The following is a 15,320-nucleotide window of genomic DNA, read 5'->3' as shown; positions in this document are numbered from 1 at the left end:
CTCCGTCATGCTCGGCCTTGAGCCGAGCATCCACACCGCATCCATCAGCAGCAGTGGCATGGATCCCAGGCTCAAGGCCTGGGATGACGGAGAGTGGAGTTGGCGTTCTAGCTAAACTCGCCGCCAGAACGGCGAGCGGACGTATCATATGATCCCACTCCTCGCCCGCCGCTTCGCCGGTCTCATCGTCACCCTCGTCGTCGTCTCGCTGCTGATCTTCGCCGTCATGGACCTTCTGCCCGGCGATCCCGCCTCGATTATGCTCGGCACCTCGGCAACACCGGAAACGCTGGCGGCGCTGCGCCACGATCTCGGGCTCGATCAACCACTGCTCTTTCGCTACGGGCAATGGTTGACCGGCGTGCTCTCCGGCAATCTCGGCAATTCCCTAACCTATGGCGTGCCGGTCGCAGGATTGATCGTCGAGCGGCTGGCGGTGACGCTGCCGTTGGCGCTGATGGCGATCATGCTCTCGGTGGCGATTGCCTTGCCGCTCGGTGTGCTGGCCGCCTCGCGCCGCGGCGGTGTCTTCGACATCATCGCAACGCTGTTTTCGCAGATCAGCATCGCCGTGCCCGCCTTCTGGGTGGCGCTGCTGTTGATCATCCTTTTTTCGACGATGCTCGGGCTGATGCCGGCCGGCGGCTTCCCCGGCTGGGGCGCCGGTCTTCTGCCGGCATTGCAGGCGCTGGTTATGCCCGCTGTCGCGCTGGCGATGCCGCAAGCGGGCGTGTTGACGCGCGTGGCGCGCTCAGCAGTACTCGATACGATGCATGAGGATTTTGCCCGCACCGCCGTTGCCAAGGGACTGTCACGCGGTGCGGTGTTGTGGCGCCATATCGTGCCGAATGCGCTGATCCCGATCCTCACCATGATCGGGCTGCAATTCACCTTTCTCGTCGCCGGCGCGGTGCTGGTGGAAAACGTCTTCAACCTGCCCGGCCTCGGACGGCTCGCGCTGCAGGCGCTCTCCCAGCGCGACATCATCGTGATGCAGGATGTCGTGCTGTTCTTCGCAGGCCTTGTCATCGTGATGAATTTCATCGTCGATCTCTCCTATCTGGCGATTGATCCCAGGATGAGAAAGGCGGCCTGACGCATGGCACCGATCGTATCCACCGCAATCGTCAGCCGCCGCCGTGTCTTTAGACTTAGCCGGCGAATGAACCTGATTTCAGGGGCCGTCATTATCGGCCTGCTGGTCGCGGTTGCGCTTCTGTCGCTCGTCTGGACGCCGCTGCCACCGGCGAAAATGCAGATCATCCACAAATTACAGCCACCGCTTGCCTTCGGCCTGCTCGGCACGGACCAGTTCGGCCGCGACGTGCTTTCGATGCTGATGGCAGGCTGCTGGAATTCACTGTCGATCGCCATTACCGCGGTTGCGATCGGCGGGACGCTCGGCTCAATCGCCGGCATTTCGGCGGCGGCGATCCGCGGTCCTTGCGAGGCGTTGCTGATGCGCATCTGCGACGTCATCTTCGCCTTGCCGCCGATCCTGTCCGCCATGGTGCTCGGCGCCTTTCTCGGGCCAGGGCGGTTCACCGCAATCACCGCCATTGCCGTCTTCATGATCCCGGTCTTTGCCCGCGTCGCACTTGCGACCTCACTGCAGGCCTGGAGCCGCGACTATGTGACGGCGGCGCGCGCGATCGGCAATACGCGCCTGACCATCTCGCTGCGCCATGTGTTGCCGAATATCATGAGCCAGATCATCGTGCATGGCGCAATCCAGCTGGGGCTGGCGATCCTCACCGAAGCGGGGCTCAGCTTCCTCGGGCTCGGCATGGCGCCGCCGGCGCCGACCTGGGGCCGGATGCTTGCCGATGCGCAAACCTATCTGGCGCTCGCCCCCTGGCTGGCGATCCTGCCCGGTCTTGCCATCGCGCTCACCGTCTTCGGCTTCAACATGCTCGGCGACGGTTTGCGCGATCTGCTCGACCCACGCGAGGCGAGCCGCTGATGTCCTCCCAAGACGAAAAGCCCGAAAGACCATGCCATGACAGAAACCGGCCTTACCATTCGCGAACTCAGGCGGCGCTTCGCCGATAAGAGCCTCTCCCCTCTCGAATACTGGCTTTCGCTCGAAGAGCATATTGCGGCCTGGGAGCCTTCGATTTCGGCACTCTACCTCTACAATCCGGAATCGGCGCGCGCGCAGGCGAAAGCGTCGACGGAGCGCTGGGCAAAGGGAGAAACGCTAGGCCCCCTCGACGGCATCCCGGTGACGCTGAAAGAGCTGATCGCCACGAAGGGCCAGCCGGTGCCGCTCGGCACGAGGGCAGTGGAACTGAAGCCGGCGGAGGCCGACGCACCGGCTGCCGCCCGGTTGCGCGAAGACGGCGCGGTGATCTTCGCCAAGACCACCTGCCCTGATTACGGCATGCTTTCCTCCGGGCTTTCGAGCTTTCATCCTCTCAGCCGCAATCCCTGGAACACCGCGCAGAATCCCGGCGGATCGAGCGCCGGGGCTTCCGCAGCGGCGGCCGCCGGCTACGGGCCGCTGCATATCGGCACTGACATCGGCGGCTCGGTACGCCTTCCGGCGGGCTGGACCGGCATCTTCGGCTTCAAGCCGAGCCATGGGCGCATTCCGGCCGATCCCTATTATGTCGGGCGCTGCGTCGGGCCGATGGCGCGCACGGTCGAGGATGCCGCCTTTTCGATGGCGACGCTGTCACGGCCGGACTGGCGCGACGGCACCAGCCTGCCGCCGAACGATTTCAACTGGATGGATCTCGACATCGACGTGTCGGGCATGAAGATCGGGCTGATGCTCGATGCCGGCTGCGGGCTTGCGGTGGAGGACGAGATCAGGGTCGCAGTCGAAGCGGCGGCGCAACAGTTCGAGAAGGCCGGCGCGACCATTATATCAGTCCAGCCGGTGCTGACACGCGCGATGCTGGATGGCCTCGACAATTTCTGGCGGTCCCGGTTCTGGGGCGATATCGCCGACCTCGACGATAACAGGCGCGACAGCATTCTGCCCTATATCAGGGATTGGGCGATGGGCGGCGCCGACATCAGCGGTGTCGATGCGGTCAAGGGCTTCAACCAGACGATCGAGATGCGCAAGAGCTGCGGACGGCTGTTTACCGAGATCGACGCCCTGCTTTCGCCGACCAATCCGATCATCTCCTATCCGGCCGAATGGGCCTCGCCGACCAACGATCCGGCCCTGCCGTTCGAGCACATCGGTTTCACGGTGCCGTGGAACATGTCGGAGCAGCCGGCCGCTTCGATCAATTGCGGTTTCTCCCGGTCAGGGATGCCGATCGGCCTGCAGATCGTCGGGCCGCGTTTCGACGACATGCGGGTGCTGAGGCTGTCGAAAGCCTTCGAGGATTGGACCGGCGGAGTGAGATCCTGGCCGCAGCCTCCGATCGGCTGATCAGCTGATCGGGCGGCGATAGCCGGTCGGTTGCTGGTAGAGCCAGCCGATGCGCTCGACCGCGGCCGCGAAATTCTCGCGCGCCACCGTCATGCTGTGGCCGTTGGCATGGAGGATGGTTTCCGGATCCTCGAAGACGGCAACATGGCCCTTCCAGAATACCAGGTCGCCGCGGCGGATTTCGGAGCGATCGATCGGCTGGCCGAGGCCTGCCGCCTGCAGGTCGGCATCGCGCGGCGCAGCTCTGCCCGTCATCAGCATCGCCAGCTGGACGAGGCCGGAGCAATCGATGCCGAGGCCGGAACGTCCGCCCCAGAGGTAGGGCGTTTCCAGGAAACGGGTGACGATCTCCACGTAATCGGCGCCATCTAGAGCGCCGATCGGCTGAACGTGCTTGGCAAAGATCGCGGTTCCGTCCTCGAGCACGACGTAGCGATTGCCCCGCGCTTCCGCCTCGCCGGCGACGTAGACGCGGCTTCCCATCGACACGATGGCCTGGTGGGGCTTGCGCAGTTCCGGTTCGGGATAGACGAAGGTGCGCTGCACGGTGACGATATGGGTCGGCGCCGGCCTGCCTTCCAAGAGCGCGTCCGCCGCGACATAACCGACATAACCGTCCGCGGCGGCTTTCACCCAGCACCAGCCGTCGGCGCGATCGAAAACCGTCACATCCTCGCCGAGAAGCAGTTCCGTATCGATGCCGCGGGCAAGGTCCGGTTCAGGGCGCACGGCCAGGACAGGAACGGCGACACGCGCCGGCGCGCCTCTCACAAAGCGCGACGCCTCGACCTTGCCTTCGAGGCCGGCTTCCGCGAGATCGGGCCGGTAGGCATGCAGGCGGCGGTCGAGCATCGTCATTCGCATTCCTTTCAGATCGGCAGCCGGCGGGCCTGATCTCGTATGAGATCGCCGAGCTTTTCCAGGTAGAGCGCGCCGCCGACAGTGCGCTTGATGATCACGTTGCGCCGGTCGGCATCGTCACGCACACGATCGACGAGGCCCATCTCGCCCATCGTATCCAAGGCGCGGGTAATGACCGGCTTGGTGACATCAAGCGTGGCGGCAAGCCCCCGCACCGTGTGCGGCGGCGGCACCAGATAAATATGCAGCAGGATCGCCATCTGGCGCAACGTCAAATCGCGGTCGTCGTGGCGAACCTGATCGAGCGCCGCGCCATGCCAGAGCCCCAGCGCCTGCGAGGCGGTCAGTTCGATCGGCACGGCCCCTCCGGAAGATCGTTACGCTAGCGTTCCATTTTCCGGTAGTTGCCATGCACATGCAAGGGGCGCTGGAAATTGCCGCCCGTCAGGGTGAATAAAATTTTAACGATCGGCAGCGAGGCGCATCGCGTGAACAGGGATCACGCGATGCGCCTCAGCGCTTATTTCTAAAGCATGTCGCGCAAAACTGTGCAGCGGTTTTGCGATACGACATGCGTAAAAACAAAGACTTAAAGCGCAAGGAGCAGATCTGAAAGATCGCGACGCGCTTTAGCATGGCATCAGCGCAAGCTCTCGCGGATATGGTGAAAGAGCGCCCGGATCGCCTGTGCCTCGCCACCGCCCGGCGAATGCGGCCGTTCGGACTGGGCCCAGCCGTAAATGTCGAAATGCGCCCAGCTCTTCGCCTTGCTGACGAAACGCTTGAGGAAGAGGGCGGCGGTGATCGCCCCGGCCATGCCGCCGGCCGGCGCGTTGGTGAGGTCAGCGAACTTGGTGCGGATATCCTTTTCGTAACCGGAATAGAGCGGAAGGCGCCAGATCGGATCGTCGGTTTCCAGGCTCGCTTCGGTCAGGTCATGCGCCAGATTGGCGTCGTCGGTGAAGAAGGGCGGGAGATCCGGGCCAAGGGCTACGCGGGCAGCGCCGGTCAGCGTCGCCATGTCGATCAGCAGATCGGGCTCTTCCTCATCGGCATAGGCCAGCGCATCGGCAAGGATCAAACGGCCTTCGGCGTCGGTATTGTCGATCTGGACGGTCAGGCCCTTGCGGCTCCGATAGATGTCGCCGGGCCGGAAGGCATTGGACGAGATCGCGTTTTCGACGACCGGAACGATAACGCGCAGGTCGACCTTCAGCTTGGCGTCCATGATCATCAAGGCAAGCCCCATGACATTCGCCGCACCGCCCATGTCCTTCTTCATCAGCAGCATGGAAGCGGCAGGCTTGATGTCGAGACCGCCGGTATCGAAGCAGACGCCCTTGCCGACGAGTGTCACCTTGCGATGGCCCTTCTTGCCCCAGCGCAGCTCGAGAAGGCGCGGCGCATCGGCGCTGGCGCGGCCGACGGTATGGACCAGCGGAAAGTTTTGCTTGAGCAGGTCGTCGCCCGTAATAACCGATATCTCCGCCTTGTAATGTTCGGCCAGGCCACGGAAAACGGCCTCGAGCTGGTTCGGCCCCATGTCATTCGTCGGCGTATTGATCAGGTCGCGGGCAAGAAAGACGCCGGCGAGCTGGCGCTTGATGTCGGCGGCGTCGGCATCGCGGGGGATCATCAGCGTCGCTGCCGGCGATTTTTCGGATTTGTAACGGTCGAAACGGTAGCTGCCGAGCCCAAAGCCGAGGGCCAGGCGATTTGCCGTCAGCGGCGCGGTCTCGATGTGCCAGTCGCCGGCCGGCAGCGCACGGGCGAGCCGGCCGGTGATGTAAGGCTGCTCGGATGGGTTGGTGCCGAGGCCGTAAAGCGCGCCGCCGAGATGGCCTTCAGCCGTCGGGATCAGCAGCAGCGACCCGCTTTCGGCCTTGTAGCCTGCCTTGCGCGCCCAATCGAGCGCGATCGGATCGATCGTGCCGGTCTCGATATGGGCAGGCGTGACGGCAAAGATCGGCAGCGTCAAACCGCCCTTCGTGTTGAAAGGGGTCGGTCTCTCGATGAACTGATAGGGGGCCATGATTGTCCTTCGGCGGTCGTAAGGAATCGTTCCTTAACGGTCTGTTAGGGTTAACAGACTATTGCTGGAGCGAAGATTACGCGTCAAACCTTTCCCTGTTCCGCTTCGAGGTCAGGCGCCGATTTCGGAATCCAGGAACGCGCCATGCCTGCCTCGCTCACCAGTACATTGACCAATCGTATCCTGCAGAGCGCTGCGGCATCGCTGATCGTCTTGGCACTTGCCGGTTGCTCGACGACCAAGGACCGGATGACAACGGGTTCGGTGCCGAAACTCACCAAGCCGGTTGAAGAGATGGACGCGACGGAGCTGCGCTCGGCGACGGACCGGCTCGGCCAGGCCTACGCAAAGAACCCGCGCGATCCCGTCACCGGCGTCAACTATGCCAATCTGCTGCGCATGAACGGCCGCGACACACAGGCGCTCGCCGTTATGCAGCAGGTGGCGATCGCCAATCCCGGCGACCGCAACGTGCTGGCCGCCTACGGCAAGGCGCAGGCGGCGGCCGGCCAGTTCCAGCAGGCGCTCGACACGATCGGCCGCGCCCAGACGCCGGACCGTCCGGACTGGAAGCTGATCTCGGCCCAAGGCGCGATCCTCGACCAGATGGGCCGGGCAAGCGATGCCAGGCAGCGCTACCGCGACGCGCTCGACATCCAGCCGAACGAGCCCTCCATCCTTTCCAACCTCGGCATGTCCTACGTGCTGACCGGCGATCTGCGCACGGCCGAAACCTACCTGCGCTCCGCCGCCGGCCAACCCACAGCCGACAGCCGCGTCAGGCAGAACCTTGCCCTCGTCGTCGGCCTTCAGGGACGCTTCCCTGAAGCCGAGCAGATCGCGCGGCGCGAACTTTCGCCGCAGCAGGCCGACGCCAATGTCGCCTATCTCAGAGGCATGCTCTCGCAGCAGAATTCCTGGCAGAAACTCGCCGCCAAGGACAAGACCCCTGGTGCAGTGGACGGCAGCAATACCAACTGACCGGATCTCCTCTGAGCCTGAGACTGTCCGAAGTTGCTCGTGCGCCAGCCTATCGATCACTTACGCCGGCGAGAATGAGCCGGAGGCCGAGGCCGGCCATGACGGCACCCGCGGTGCGGTCGATCCAGCTCTTGGCGGCAAGATAGAGCCGCCGCGGGTGGCGGGCCGAAAAGGCGAAGGCGACGATCGAATACCACCCGGCCTCCACGACGAAGACGCCGAGCGGCAGCGCGACGACGAGACTGAGCGGCACCGTCCTCGGTAAAAGTGCGGCAAAGATGCTGGCATAGACGATGATGGTCTTCGGGTTGCTGAGCTGGGTCAGCAGCGCGGTCATGAAGCTCAATCTCGGCGCGCGATTGCCGTTGACGGCGTCGGAGACCTCGATCGGCTGACCGGCGCTCCTCCAGATATTGACAGCGATATAGACGAGATAGGCGCCGCCTGCGACCTTCAGCAGGATATAGAGCCATTCGAACTGCGACAGCAGCGCCGTCAGCCCTGCAAGCGCCAGCACGGCAAAAACGACCCCGCCAGCGCCCATGCCGAGTGCGGCAGCAAGGCCATCCAGCCTCGAACGCGAGATGGCGATCCTGGAGACGACCACGAAGCTCGGGCCGGGGCTCATCGCGCCGACGGCCAAGGCTGCCATGATGCTAATGAAAATGCCCGCAGAAGACATCGGAAACCTCTCTTTTGGATTGAACGCGCGCCAGGGGCACTGCGGTTGCATGCGCGCCCGCGATGGTCGCCCATCCCGTTTACCAGCTATGCCGGTGCCGGTCACGCGTGTTTGCCGGCGGCGGATCGGACCGACAGTCCTTGATGCACGTCGTCCTCTGTCGGAAGCGGCATCCGCTTTACGACGCCGGCGCAGCCGTCAGAACTTGTCTGCCACCTGAATGCCGGCTGGACCGAGAATGACGGCGATCAGCACCGGCAGGAAGAACAGGATCATCGGCACCGTCAGTTTCGGCGGCAGGGCGGCGGCCTTCTTTTCCGCCTCGTTCATGCGCTCGTCGCGCCCTTCCTGGGCGAGAACGCGCAGCGCCTGCGCAATCGGCGTGCCATAGCGGTCGGCCTGGACCAGCGCCTGCGTCACCGAGCGTACCAGTTCGATCTGGGTACGTATGGCAAGATTTTCGAGCGCCACGCGGCGATCCGGCAGGAAGGAGAGCTCGGCTGTAGTCAGCACCATCTCCTCGGCGAGCGCCGGCGACTGCTCGCCGAGCTCTTCGGACACACGACGCATCGCGGCCTCGATCGAGATGCCGGATTCGACGCAGATCAGCATCAGGTCTAGCGCATCCGGCCAGGCGCGCTTGATCGAGTGCTGGCGCTTGCCCATGCGGTTGGAGATATAGATGTTCGGCGCGTAGAAGCCGAGATAACCGACGCCGATGACGGCGAAGAGGCGGATGGCCATGCCCCTTTCGGCGAGATTGCCGAGGCCGAAGACCCAAAAGGCAGCAAGCGCCAGGAAAAGGAAAGGCAGCAGGAAACGCGCCACGAGGAAGGTATTCAGCGCATTCTCCGAGCGGAAACCGGCGGCGCGCAGTTTGTTGACCGTATTGTCGTCGACGAGCGCCTTACGCAGGTTGAAACGCTCGACGATCTGGCGGACCGAGCGGTTGTTCTGGCTCCTGAGCGAAGCCTTGCCGGCGCCGGTTTCCGCGTTCATGCGGGCGCGTTCGCGGGCACGGATCTGTTCGCGCTCGGTCGAAACGGCCTTCATGCGCTTAGTGAGATCGCCGCGCTCGAAGAAGGGAACAGCGATCGTATAAAAAGTAGCGAAGACGGCAATCGCCACGAAAAGTGCGATCAGCATGCTCGGATTGGTGAGCGTTGCGGCAAGGTCCTGCGACATGGTGCTTCCTTCCGGCTAGATATCAAAACTGATCATTTTGCGCATGACGAAAATGCCGATCGACATCCAGATCGCCGAGAAACCCATGATGAAATGGCCACGCGGATCGGTGAAAAGGATCATCATGTAGCTCGGCGAGGTGAGATAGACGAGGGTCGCGACGATGAAGGGCAGAGCGCCGATGATGTAGGCCGACGCCTTGGCTTCCATCGAGAGCGCCGTAACCTTGGCCTTCATCTTCCTGCGCTCGCGCAGCACCTTGGAGAGATTGCCGATCGCTTCCGACAAATTGCCGCCGGCCTGCGACTGGATGGCGATGACGATGGCGAAGAAGTTGACTTCCTGGAGCGGCATGTGGATGGTCATGCGGGCGCAAGCATCGGGAATGCTGAGACCCACCTGCTGCGCTTCAATGACGCGCCGGAACTCGCTCTTGACCGGCTCCGTGCCCTCGGTGGCGATTAGACGGATCGCATCGTTGAGTGGCAGACCCGATTTGATCGAGCGGATGATGACGTCAAGTGCATTGGGGAGCTCGTTGAGAAACTTGTTCTGGCGGCGCTTGATCAGGAAGCCGAGAACCCAGCGCGGCAGACCGAGACCAGCGACGACGGCGGTACCGACCATGACCATCCACGATACACCAACGACGACGGCGACAAACAGGAGCACAGAGGCGAAGATGGCGCTGATGAGATAGAATTTCGCCACCGTGATCGTCAGGCCGGCCTGCACCAGCCGGGCCTTCATCGATACGGTCTTCTTGGTCTTTTCGTGCTGGCGCTTTTCCAGGTCCTTCAGGTTGTCCTGCACCGATTTGCGGCGCTTCGACAGCTCCTGCACCCGGTCACGGGCAGCCTTGACCTTGACACGGTCACTTTCGGCCGACTTGACGCGGTTGATGCGGCTTGCCGATTTCTTGTCAGTCTCGATCCGTGAAAACAACAAGGCATAGGCGACCGCGCCCGCGGAGACGGCGGCGAGGACGACGATTGCCAGCACTATCGGATCGAACCCGAACATCTCACCTATTCCTTGGTTTTGGCTTCCATCGCGTCGAGGGCAGCGGCAAGACGTTTTTCCTCGTTGAAGTAGCGGGCGCGATCCCAGAAATGCGGCTTGCCGACGCCGGTCGACATGTGCCGGCCGATCAGGCGGCCGTTCGCATCCTCGCCTTCGATCTCGTAGCGCATCAGATCCTGGGTGATGATGACATCGCCTTCCATGCCGATCACCTCGGTGATCTGGGTGATGCGGCGCGAACCGTCACGAAGGCGTGCCGCCTGAATGACAACGTCGACCGAGCTCGAAATGATCTCGCGCACCGTCTTTGCCGGCAGGGTAAAGCCGCCCATGGCGATCATCGATTCGATACGACTCAGGCATTCCCGCGGCGTGTTGGCGTGGATGGTGCCCATCGAACCGTCGTGACCGGTGTTCATCGCCTGCAGCAGGTCGAAAACTTCCGGTCCGCGGACTTCGCCGACGATGATGCGCTCGGGACGCATACGCAGGCAGTTCTTGACGAGATCGCGCATGGTGATCTCGCCCTCGCCTTCGATATTCGGCGGGCGCGTTTCGAGACGGACGACATGCGGCTGCTGCAGCTGCAGTTCGGCGGTATCCTCGCAGGTGATGACGCGCTCGTCCCTGTCGATATAGTTGGTGAGGCAGTTCAGAAGCGTCGTTTTGCCCGAGCCGGTGCCGCCTGAAATGACGACATTGCAGCGCACGCGTCCGATGATCTGCAGCACGGTTGCGCCTTCCGGCGTGATGGCGCCGAAACGGACGAGCTGATCGAGCGTCAGCTTGTCCTTCTTGAACTTGCGGATGGTGAGAGCCGGCCCGTCGATCGACAGCGGCGGCGCGATGACGTTGACGCGCGAACCATCGGGCAGGCGGGCGTCGCAGATCGGGCTCGATTCGTCGACACGGCGGCCGACCTGGCTGACGATGCGTTGGCAGATCGAGAGAAGCTGCGCGTTGTCGCGGAAGCGGATCTCCGATTCGATCGTCTTGCCGCCGACTTCGATAAAAGTCTGGCCGGCGCCGTTGACCATGATGTCGGCGATATCGTCGCGCGCGAGCAACGGCTCCAGCGGGCCATAACCGAGGACGTCGTTGCAGATGTCCTCGAGCAGTTCCTCCTGCTCGGATATCGACATCGCAAAGTTCTTGATGGTGATGATGTCGTTGACGATGTCGCGGATTTCCTCACGCGCACTTTCACCATCAAGCTTGGAGAGCTGCGAGAGATCAATCGTATCGATCAGCGCGGAAAAGACCTGCGCCTTGGTGTCGTAATATTCATCGGTGCGGGCCGGGCGCTTGCGCTGCGGCGTCTGCATCGGCGGTGGCGTCACCTGCTGGCGCACGGGCTCGCGCGAGGGTTCGACCAGAATGGAGGGGGATGAGGCCGCAGGGGTGGCGGCCGGAACCGGCGGCGGCGGAGCAATCGCCCCTCCGACCTTTCCGGAACCTTCGTTTCCGCGTTTTCCAAACATGCCACTCGATCCAATCTGCTCGTTCTAGAGCATTTCCCGATCTCTTCGAGTCAAGGAAATGCTCTATCTTTTTGTTTTCACGCAATTCGGGACGCAAAACCGCTGCACACTTTTGCTGGAATTGCTCATCGTCTACTTGCGCTTCAGGAGGCCCAGCAGGCCGCCTTTCTTCGCCTTCTTGATCGCAACCCGGCCGGTGACGATGTGCGATATCTGCGAAAAGGTTTCCGCCGTCGGCGATTTCGGGTCGACTTCCGAGATCATCCGGCCGCTATTGGCGGCGTTGCCGAAAAGATTGATGTCGAAGGGGATGATCGCGATCGGATCGATCTCCAGCGGTTCACAGAAATCCGACGGTGAAATCTCCGGACGTTTCGGCATGCCGACCTGATTGAGGATGAGATGCGGCGGCCTGTCGTTCGGCCGCATCTTGCGCAGCGCGTCCAGCATGTTCTTGGCGTTGCGCAAGTTGGCGAGATCGGGAACCGCTGCGATGACCACCTCGTCGACGCTCGACAGCACCGAGCGCGTCCATTCCGACCATGCATGCGGAACATCGAGCACGGTGATGGGCGCGCTGCGCTGCAGGACATCGAGCACCGGCTGGAAAGCCTGGCCGTCGAAATCATAGGCGCGGTCGAGCAGCGAGGGTGCGGCAAGCAGGGACAGATGCTCGGAGCATTTCGTCAGCAGGCGGTCGAGGAAGACCTCGTCGAGACGATCGGGCGCAAAGACCGCTTCGGCGATACCCTGGGCCGGATCCTGGTCGAAATCGATGTTCGCCGTACCGTAGGGCAGGTCGAGATCGGCGAGAATCGTCTCGGTGGAGAAGAGATTGGAAATGCCGAAGGCGCAATTATGCGCGATGGTCGAAGCGCCGGTGCCGCCCTTCGAGCCGATGAAGGCGATGCTGCGGCCGAGCGGCTCGGAGTCCGGATCGACGAAAATCGAGGCCATCGCCGCAAGGATATCGGGCATGGCGACGGGCTGGACCATATATTCGGAAATACCGTTGCGGATGAGCTCGCGATAAAGCCCGATATCGTTGTAATAACCGATAATGACGACCTTCGTCGTCGGATCGCAGACGGCGGCAAGCGGCGCGAGTTCGGCGAGCAGGTTCGCGGCATTCGCCTTGGTCTCGAGGATGATGAGGTTCGGCGTCGGGGCGCCCGAAAACATATTGGCGGCAGCGGCGATGCCGCCGCTGGTGATGCGCATGCTGACCTTTGCGACGCGCCGATCATTGGCGCAGCGTTCCATGACATGCTGCAGGGCCTCGCTCTCGCAGAAGGCATGCACGGAGATGCGCGGCAGCGGCCGCATGTTTTCCAGATCCGCCATGCGCACGGCCTCCTCGGCGTTGCGAAGCTCGCTGGGATTCCGGATTTCGTATTCAATCGCGCTCATCGTTCCGTTCCGCCTCAGAAGCCGCTGTTGCTGTCGGCAACATCTTCGATCGTCGATGTCGTCGTCCGGTATTCCTGGATCGCATTGTTGCGCCGCTGCGCGTCGATCGGAGTCATGCCGCGGGGTGCCACCAGATCCTCCGGATTGGCGATCTGGGCGGCCAGGTTGTTCTGTGAGGCGCAGCCGAAATTATAGTAATTCTGGTTGGTCAAATCGTTCGAGATGTCCTTCGGCCACTGACCGCATTGCGTGGTGATCGCGGTGGTGCCGGTAAAACTCAGCCGGATCGGCGCCGCATCGCCGGCACTGGCGGCGGCATAGGAAGTGTTGACGATCTTCGAGCTTGCAATCCCCCGCGACGCCAGCTCGGCGCGGACCTGATTGCGCAGCTGATAGGCTGCCGCCGAATTCGGCGAGCCTTGCGGCGACAGCACATAAACCGGGCCTGAGGCGCGCGAGATGTAGTTTGCGGCAAAGCCGCGGATGAGATCGCGCTGGGCGATGGTCAGGCGTCGATCGGTCGAGGCGACAGGTATATCAACCGTCTGCTCCGCCTCCGTCACGATGATCGGGTGGCGGGCGCGGTAGTCATCCGGAATGCCGCCGGTCGTCAGTTGGTCGTGCGGGCCGGCGCATCCGGAAAGGACGGCCACCGAAATGACGGCTGCGGCCAGAAGCGCCTTCGAGATTCCGAGGTGGGGTGTCGTCGAATTCATATGGGCCATCGCCTGATCTCTGTTCTGTGCCATTGCTGCCGATCGTGCCCCGGTCATTTGTAGATGAACCCGATCGAGCCGTGGAACTGCGCATCGGCGACGGGCGCCTCGCGGCGGCCATAGACCTTGTTGACACGGTTGAGGAAGAAGGTTGCACCGTCGTTCTCAGGGCTGAAATTGTCGTCCGGCCGGTTGAGCTGATTGCGCGCCACCGGACGCACCAGATAGGGCGTTGCGATGATGACGAGCTCGGTTTCCTGACGCTCGAAACCTTTCTGGCGGAAGAGCGTGCCGAGCAGCGGGATTTTCGAGACGCCTGGTGTGCCGCCCATCGTCTGAGAAACGTTGTCGCGGATAAGGCCGGCCAGCGCAATCGAACCGCCCGAGGGCAGCTCCACCGAAGTCTCTGCCGAACGGCGCTGATAGGTGGCGTTGCCGCTGCCGGCCACCGGTTCGGAGACATTGGTCTTGATCTGCAGGCTGATGCGTCCCGATGACAGCACGACCGGTTTGAAGGCGAGGTTGATACCGTAGTTAAACGGCGTGACGGTGACGTTGCCGTTGCTGTCGGTCGTCGAATAAAGCTGCTGGCCGCCGGAATTGAAGGTCGCGGCCTGGCCCGATATCGCCGTCAGCGTCGGCTCGGCGAGCGTCTTGACGACCTTGGCCTGCTCCAGCGCGTTGAGGTAGGTCGAAATGTCGTATTTGCCGATCGAGCTCTTGAAGAGCGCCGCCAGACCGCCGCCAACCGTCGAGGTGGCACTGTCGGTGCCGGGACTGCCGAGCTGGGCGACGGTCATGCCGGAGGAATTGGAAACCAGATTGTCGAAGCCGAGCTGCTTCAGCACCTCGCGGCGGACCTCGGCGATCGTCACCTTGAGGGTGACCTGATCCTCGCCCTCGATCTGCAAGAGGTTGACGACCTGCGAAGTCTGGCGGCCTTCCGCAAAGAGCGCCACGGAACTGTCGCCGCCGGTGCCGGATGCCGTCTCTGTTCTGGTCGTCGCCTCGCCACCCTTCAGGAAGACCTGCGCCAGATCGGCCGCCTGCGTGGCAGCCTGCGGCGTGCGCACGGTGCCGGTCAGCACGATGTTGTCGGAGACGATTTCGACGTTGATGTTGGAGTCGGGAATGAAGCGGCGAAGATTGACTTCGAGGCCGGAGACGTCGCGCTCGATCTCGATATCGAGATTGACGATCTCCTGTCCACCGGCGCCGAAGACGAAGATGTTCGTCTGGCCGACCTTCTTGCCGAATAGGTAGATGCGCCGCGAGGTGCGGGTCACGGCATCGGCCATGGTCGGATCGGAGACGAGAATATCATGCGCATCGTCCGGCAGATCGACGACGACGGCCTTGTTGAGCCCGAGCTTCAGCCGGCGATGGGCATTGGGGCCGGTCTGAGAGATTCGGACCAGGCTATCGGAATCGGCGCGCGCCTCGCCTGCACCGAGAACCGGGGCGAAAGAGGTCGGCACTATTCCGGAGACACCGATTGCCAGCGAAAGGCAGCCTGTCAGGAGAGGTCCGGCGCGCCGCGTTGAATTGCCCATTTGCA

General features: G+C 62.8%; 14 protein-coding genes. 4 read left to right on the top strand and 10 right to left on the bottom strand.

From position 1 onward, the window contains the following. Positions 1-148 precede the first annotated feature (148 nt). The 3 genes from CUJ84_RS23490 to CUJ84_RS23480 are packed head-to-tail and all read left to right on the top strand — an operon-like array spanning position 149 to position 3,391. On the top strand, positions 149-1,096 hold the full coding sequence (locus CUJ84_RS23490; protein ID WP_105007919.1) for an ABC transporter permease: 948 nt from the start codon (positions 149-151) through the stop codon (positions 1,094-1,096). Between the two features lie 3 nt (positions 1,097-1,099). Continuing rightward, on the top strand, positions 1,100-1,963 hold the full coding sequence (locus tag CUJ84_RS23485; RefSeq protein WP_105007918.1) for an ABC transporter permease: 864 nt from the start codon (positions 1,100-1,102) through the stop codon (positions 1,961-1,963). A 36-nt stretch (positions 1,964-1,999) separates the two neighbouring features. Beyond that, positions 2,000-3,391, top strand: a complete 1,392-nt coding sequence (locus CUJ84_RS23480) for an amidase (protein ID WP_105007917.1) — start codon at positions 2,000-2,002, stop codon at positions 3,389-3,391. On the opposite strand, the gene CUJ84_RS23475 is transcribed toward CUJ84_RS23480, so the two are convergent. From CUJ84_RS23475 to CUJ84_RS23465, 3 genes are all read right to left on the bottom strand, one after another. Continuing rightward, on the bottom strand, positions 3,392-4,249 hold the full coding sequence (locus CUJ84_RS23475; protein WP_105007916.1) for an NlpC/P60 family protein: 858 nt from the start codon (positions 4,247-4,249) through the stop codon (positions 3,392-3,394). Positions 4,250-4,260: 11 nt separating this feature from the next. Then, a complete protein-coding gene (locus CUJ84_RS23470) occupies positions 4,261-4,611 on the bottom strand; it encodes a MarR family transcriptional regulator (RefSeq protein ID WP_003544522.1) in 351 nt (116 codons plus the stop codon). A gap of 281 nt (positions 4,612-4,892) precedes the next feature. Then, positions 4,893-6,284, bottom strand: a complete 1,392-nt coding sequence (locus tag CUJ84_RS23465) for a leucyl aminopeptidase family protein (protein ID WP_105007915.1) — start codon at positions 6,282-6,284, stop codon at positions 4,893-4,895. A gap of 144 nt (positions 6,285-6,428) precedes the next feature. Here CUJ84_RS23465 and CUJ84_RS23460 point away from each other — a divergent pair, with 144 nt between their 5' ends. Next, positions 6,429-7,265 (top strand): tetratricopeptide repeat protein, encoded by an 837-nt coding sequence (locus CUJ84_RS23460; RefSeq protein ID WP_105007914.1) that lies wholly within the window; start codon positions 6,429-6,431, stop codon positions 7,263-7,265. Positions 7,266-7,314: 49 nt separating this feature from the next. On the opposite strand, the gene CUJ84_RS23455 is transcribed toward CUJ84_RS23460, so the two are convergent. The 7 genes from CUJ84_RS23455 to CUJ84_RS23425 all read right to left on the bottom strand — a co-directional run bounded on the left by CUJ84_RS23455 (position 7,315) and on the right by CUJ84_RS23425 (position 15,315). Beyond that, complete coding sequence (locus CUJ84_RS23455; RefSeq protein WP_105007913.1) at positions 7,315-7,947, bottom strand: LysE family translocator; 633 nt, start codon at positions 7,945-7,947, stop codon at positions 7,315-7,317. Between the two features lie 198 nt (positions 7,948-8,145). Then, a complete protein-coding gene (locus CUJ84_RS23450) occupies positions 8,146-9,132 on the bottom strand; it encodes a type II secretion system F family protein (protein WP_105007912.1) in 987 nt (328 codons plus the stop codon). A 15-nt stretch (positions 9,133-9,147) separates the two neighbouring features. Beyond that, positions 9,148-10,155 carry a type II secretion system F family protein gene (locus tag CUJ84_RS23445; RefSeq protein WP_105007911.1) on the bottom strand — a complete coding sequence of 336 codons (1,008 nt, stop codon included), beginning with the start codon at positions 10,153-10,155 and terminating at the stop codon, positions 9,148-9,150. A 5-nt stretch (positions 10,156-10,160) separates the two neighbouring features. Beyond that, entirely contained in the window at positions 10,161-11,636 is a 1,476-nt protein-coding gene (locus CUJ84_RS23440) for a CpaF family protein (protein WP_105007910.1), read from the bottom strand. A gap of 132 nt (positions 11,637-11,768) precedes the next feature. Beyond that, positions 11,769-13,046 (bottom strand): AAA family ATPase, encoded by a 1,278-nt coding sequence (locus CUJ84_RS23435; protein WP_105007909.1) that lies wholly within the window; start codon positions 13,044-13,046, stop codon positions 11,769-11,771. A 14-nt stretch (positions 13,047-13,060) separates the two neighbouring features. Further along, positions 13,061-13,819 carry a CpaD family pilus assembly protein gene (locus CUJ84_RS23430; protein WP_105007908.1) on the bottom strand — a complete coding sequence of 253 codons (759 nt, stop codon included), beginning with the start codon at positions 13,817-13,819 and terminating at the stop codon, positions 13,061-13,063. Next, positions 13,816-15,315: a type II and III secretion system protein family protein gene (locus tag CUJ84_RS23425; protein WP_105007907.1), complete on the bottom strand. Its 1,500-nt coding sequence runs from the start codon at positions 15,313-15,315 to the stop codon at positions 13,816-13,818. Before CUJ84_RS23425 ends, CUJ84_RS23430 begins: the two co-directional genes overlap by 4 nt. Between the last annotated feature and the right edge of the window lie 5 nt (positions 15,316-15,320).

The sequence above is a fragment of the Rhizobium leguminosarum genome (assembly GCF_002953715.1).
Taxonomy (GTDB): Bacteria; Pseudomonadota; Alphaproteobacteria; order Rhizobiales; family Rhizobiaceae; genus Rhizobium; species Rhizobium leguminosarum_V.
This window is presented reverse-complemented; position numbering and strand designations above follow the sequence as displayed.

Bases quoted from the DNA above. Each gene is read 5' to 3' on its own strand.
- CUJ84_RS23490 (WP_105007919.1), top strand. From the start codon at position 149: ATGATCCCACTCCTCGCCCGCCGCTTCGCCGGTCTCATCGTCACCCTC.
- CUJ84_RS23485 (WP_105007918.1), top strand. From the start codon at position 1,100: ATGGCACCGATCGTATCCACCGCAATCGTCAGCCGCCGCCGTGTCTTT.
- CUJ84_RS23480 (WP_105007917.1), top strand. From the start codon at position 2,000: ATGACAGAAACCGGCCTTACCATTCGCGAACTCAGGCGGCGCTTCGCC.
- CUJ84_RS23475 (WP_105007916.1), bottom strand. From the start codon at position 4,249: ATGACGATGCTCGACCGCCGCCTGCATGCCTACCGGCCCGATCTCGCG.
- CUJ84_RS23465 (WP_105007915.1), bottom strand. From the start codon at position 6,284: ATGGCCCCCTATCAGTTCATCGAGAGACCGACCCCTTTCAACACGAAG.
- CUJ84_RS23460 (WP_105007914.1), top strand. From the start codon at position 6,429: ATGCCTGCCTCGCTCACCAGTACATTGACCAATCGTATCCTGCAGAGC.
- CUJ84_RS23455 (WP_105007913.1), bottom strand. From the start codon at position 7,947: ATGTCTTCTGCGGGCATTTTCATTAGCATCATGGCAGCCTTGGCCGTC.
- CUJ84_RS23450 (WP_105007912.1), bottom strand. From the start codon at position 9,132: ATGTCGCAGGACCTTGCCGCAACGCTCACCAATCCGAGCATGCTGATC.
- CUJ84_RS23445 (WP_105007911.1), bottom strand. From the start codon at position 10,155: ATGTTCGGGTTCGATCCGATAGTGCTGGCAATCGTCGTCCTCGCCGCC.
- CUJ84_RS23440 (WP_105007910.1), bottom strand. From the start codon at position 11,636: ATGTTTGGAAAACGCGGAAACGAAGGTTCCGGAAAGGTCGGAGGGGCG.
- CUJ84_RS23435 (WP_105007909.1), bottom strand. From the start codon at position 13,046: ATGAGCGCGATTGAATACGAAATCCGGAATCCCAGCGAGCTTCGCAAC.
- CUJ84_RS23430 (WP_105007908.1), bottom strand. From the start codon at position 13,819: ATGACCGGGGCACGATCGGCAGCAATGGCACAGAACAGAGATCAGGCG.
- CUJ84_RS23425 (WP_105007907.1), bottom strand. From the start codon at position 15,315: ATGGGCAATTCAACGCGGCGCGCCGGACCTCTCCTGACAGGCTGCCTT.